This window comes from uncultured Campylobacter sp. (genome assembly GCF_937949835.1).
In the GTDB taxonomy this organism is placed as follows: Bacteria; Campylobacterota; Campylobacteria; order Campylobacterales; family Campylobacteraceae; genus Campylobacter_B.
Map to the genome: position 1 here is coordinate 1 of NZ_CALEDC010000433.1, position 3,136 is coordinate 3,136.

Consider the following 3,136-nt stretch of genomic DNA (forward strand, 5'->3'; position numbering starts at 1 on the left):
CTACGCAGCGCGTCGGTGCTGTAAAAGTTTTTTAGGCCTAAATCCTGATCAAAAGCGTTTTTCTTTGCAGTTTCGGCTTCCGCCGCTTGATTGTGCCGCGCGGCTTCTTGATTTTTCTGCCCGTATAGGTATTCTTTCATTAAATTTGCGCGGTTCGTCTCGTCAAGTTGCGCCTGATTTTGATTTTTCACCACGTTATCCTTGTAAATTTCATAGAGCGATTTTCCGACCGCTCCGACTGCATCTATCATCCGCGTATCGTAGTTGAAATCTACCTTATGAGGGTTAAAAAAAGCCATTTTCTACCTCGCGAAAGTGGACGCATTCCATCCGTCATATAAATTTTGCTCGGCACGGTTTTGTCTGTCGATCTCGCGCTGCGAAAGCATTTTGTTAAAATTATATGCATCTTGCTGCATTTGCAAGGCTTTATTCGCCGCTTTTTGCTGCTGCAAGCCCGAATATAGACCGCCAGCCAAACCCGCGGCCTGCAACCACGTAGGCGTTCCGCCGCCCGAGCCTGAAAACAAGCCCATCGCCCGATTGCCCGCGCCCTTTAGCATATCTAAGAAATTCCATCCGCCGCTGTTTGCCGCCGTATTCGCCGCTCCTGCTAGCCCGCCTGCTATACCTGAAAAAAATGGGTTCATCTCGTCCTCCTTAAAATCCCGCCTGTTTTAAAAGCTCCGCGCCGATCTCTACGTCGCTTACGTCCTCGCCTTTTTTCATCCTATCAAACGCTCCGAGCTCTCCGCCCGATTTGTTCGTATCGATGATCTCGTCAGGCTTTTGTGTAGGTGTTGCGATCTTTATCATCGCGTTTGCTACCGCTTTCCATCCGTCGTAGTTTTCGCCAAGAAGTGGCAAAAAGCCGTTTTGCTCCGCCCATTTTCCCATCTCCTCGGGCTTGATGGTCGGATAGTCCTTACTGAATTGGTCTAAATTTTTATCAAAAACCGCTCGTTTGCGCGCCGCTTCTTGCGCCTGGGCTTGCGCTTCTTGAAGCTGCCTGATCTGCTCTTGCATCTGCGGCATTCCTTGCAAGCCCATACTATCTAGCAGCGCTTGCTGCTCGGGCGGAAGTTGCCCCGCCTTTGCCTGCTCCGCCGCTTTGGCTTTTTCCGCCTCTTGCGCCGCTTTTTGTTCCTCTATGCCTTGCATAGCGCTTGCTATCATATTTTGCAGATTTTCTTGCGTAAGCTGCGGCTGCTCTGTTTTTTGCCCCTCCGCAGGCTCCGCGCCTTGCGCTTCCTGCGGCTCCGTTTGCCCCTCGCTCGCTTCCAATTCGCCTACCAATGCGTTGATTGCGTCTTGCTCCGTCATCTCTACTCTCCTGTATAGTTTTCAAAAAATTCAAAAAAGCTTTCTATCAGCTTCACCTTATCCATTGCCCGCAGGCGGCTTTCGTCGCTTGCATTCTCATCTTGCGCCGAGATTAAGAATTCCTCGTATTTGATACTTAGCAAAACGAGAAATTTCCTCACGGCGTCACTCCCCAAAATCGACTCAAGCTCTTTATTTGACGTCAAATTTGAAATAGTGGCGTCAAAAACCTTTTTTTGCGTGTTAGAAAGCATTGCTTCCTCCTTGCATTGGATTTATATCGGGCGGTATCTGCGGCGGCAAAATCATCTGCTCTAGTCCGTTCTGCTCGCCGATAAACTCGCTTGCGTTTTTGATACCGTATAGCGGCAGAAGCTCCAAAAGAAGCTTTTTGCTCGCCTCTTTCATCGCAGCCGCTCCCGCCTGATCGCCTATCTGCAAGCACATCCCAAACTGTGCGCCGATCATTTTCGCCGCATCCATCAAGGATTGCTTTTGCACCTCCTTATTTAGCGCTCCGATGCCCGTGTTTAGATTAACCTTAAAACTCGGCACCTCGCCGCGCCCGAAGCCCGCAAAAAAGATCGGATCGGCATATTTCCACACCAAAAACGCAAGCCGTTCAAATATCGGCTCGAAAAAGGTTTCGTTGAATGTGCGGATATAGCCTTGAAGCCTTACGCTGCCCTCGTTCGCCATTATGCTTGCCATCGTGGCGGTCTCTTTTCGCACGGTCGTCGCGCCGTTTTGTTGAGGAGAAACGCCGCTAACTTCGCTCATTTCGTTTTCGATGACCTGAAGCGCAGCCATCGCCCCGCCTATGTCGCCCGCGGGCAAAACCTGCACGGCGCTCGGCTGATTTGTGTATATCGGCGTGCCTACGCTCTCAAGCTCTCCTCGCTCCACCATCGAAGCTTTATCTAGTATGATTTTCGGCGCGACCTGCTGGCGTCGGTGATCGAGGTTCTATTCACGTTGAGCTCGTTTTGTAGCGGAAGCATCGACATCAGCGCAGGCTCGCCATAGGCGCTGACGTAAATCTCCTCGTCCGTGCATCTGATCTGCGGCAGCATATAGCCCACTATGAAAGGCTGTCCGTCTCGCAGCTCTATTAGATCGCGCAAAAGCTCGTTTTCATAAAGGCTAGAAACATACCATTTGCCTCCGCGCAACTCGTAAATTTCATAAATTTCAAATCTCTCATACGGCTTTTTGTCCGCGAAAGCCTCTTTGTTCTCTATCCTGAAAACGCCCCTTTTGCCGTAGCTCAAAATATCCTCGCTGCTAAGATATATCCTATGCACCAGATAGGATATATCGTTTAGCCCGCGCGCGCCCGGGTCGAAATATAGATCTTGCAGGCTCACTTCGTCTATCATTGCGCGGTCTTTGCTCCAATACACCTTTACCGCGCAGCTTGCCGAAAACGGCGCGCGCAAGAATATCGGCGCAAAGGTTTTGTATAGATTTATGCTCTCCGCGTAATGATCAATCGCGGCCTGCCATTTATCAATCACGTCGTCCGAGGAGTTGATATAGGGTTCGAGCTTTGCGAATTTATCATTGTTGAAGTAGGTTTCGGTTAGCCCGTCGTAAATTCTTTTTGCCTTTGAATTGAGCTTCGGAATATAGTTTTTGCTTTTGTTGCGCTTTTGCAGGCTTTCTGCGAGCTCGGGGCGCAAGATCAGCAAATACGCCTCCTCCAAATCCTTGAAACCTTGCTTGTAGTGTTCGTAGCCGTCCATCGCCGCAGTTTTAAGCTCCTGCAGATATGCCGTCCTATCGTCCATTTTTCCCTCCTAGCCTGTAGAAT

Annotated in this window: 6 protein-coding genes; all 6 read right to left on the bottom strand. The window is 50.0% G+C overall.

Translation table 11 applies throughout. From position 1 onward, the window contains the following. Window positions 1-299 (bottom strand): hypothetical protein (locus Q0256_RS09680; RefSeq protein ID WP_297962541.1); only part of this gene is annotated, 299 nt, incomplete at its 3' end. A 3-nt stretch (window positions 300-302) separates the two neighbouring features. Further along, window positions 303-650 carry a hypothetical protein gene (locus tag Q0256_RS09685; RefSeq protein WP_297962543.1) on the bottom strand — a complete coding sequence of 116 codons (348 nt, stop codon included), beginning with the start codon at window positions 648-650 and terminating at the stop codon, window positions 303-305. Between the two features lie 10 nt (window positions 651-660). Beyond that, a complete protein-coding gene (locus tag Q0256_RS09690; protein ID WP_297962545.1) occupies window positions 661-1,323 on the bottom strand; it encodes an HIT family hydrolase in 663 nt (220 codons plus the stop codon). A gap of 2 nt (window positions 1,324-1,325) precedes the next feature. Further along, window positions 1,326-1,577: a hypothetical protein gene (locus Q0256_RS09695; protein ID WP_297962547.1), complete on the bottom strand. Its 252-nt coding sequence runs from the start codon at window positions 1,575-1,577 to the stop codon at window positions 1,326-1,328. Next, window positions 1,567-2,232, bottom strand: coding sequence for a hypothetical protein (locus Q0256_RS09700; RefSeq protein ID WP_297962549.1), 666 nt, complete (start codon window positions 2,230-2,232; stop codon window positions 1,567-1,569). The genes Q0256_RS09695 and Q0256_RS09700 overlap by 11 nt, the downstream gene beginning before the upstream one ends. An 11-nt stretch (window positions 2,233-2,243) precedes the next feature. After that, entirely contained in the window at window positions 2,244-3,113 is an 870-nt protein-coding gene (locus Q0256_RS09705; protein WP_297962551.1) for a hypothetical protein, read from the bottom strand. Window positions 3,114-3,136: the final 23 nt, after the last annotated feature.

What these genes read in the sequence shown, in the direction of transcription:
- Q0256_RS09700 (WP_297962549.1), bottom strand. Translation starts at nt 2,232, where the DNA reads ATGGTGGAGCGAGGAGAGCTTGAGAGCGTAGGCACGCCGATATACACA.
- Q0256_RS09695 (WP_297962547.1), bottom strand. Translation starts at nt 1,577, where the DNA reads ATGCTTTCTAACACGCAAAAAAAGGTTTTTGACGCCACTATTTCAAAT.
- Q0256_RS09690 (WP_297962545.1), bottom strand. Translation starts at nt 1,323, where the DNA reads ATGACGGAGCAAGACGCAATCAACGCATTGGTAGGCGAATTGGAAGCG.
- Q0256_RS09685 (WP_297962543.1), bottom strand. Translation starts at nt 650, where the DNA reads ATGAACCCATTTTTTTCAGGTATAGCAGGCGGGCTAGCAGGAGCGGCG.
- Q0256_RS09705 (WP_297962551.1), bottom strand. Translation starts at nt 3,113, where the DNA reads ATGGACGATAGGACGGCATATCTGCAGGAGCTTAAAACTGCGGCGATG.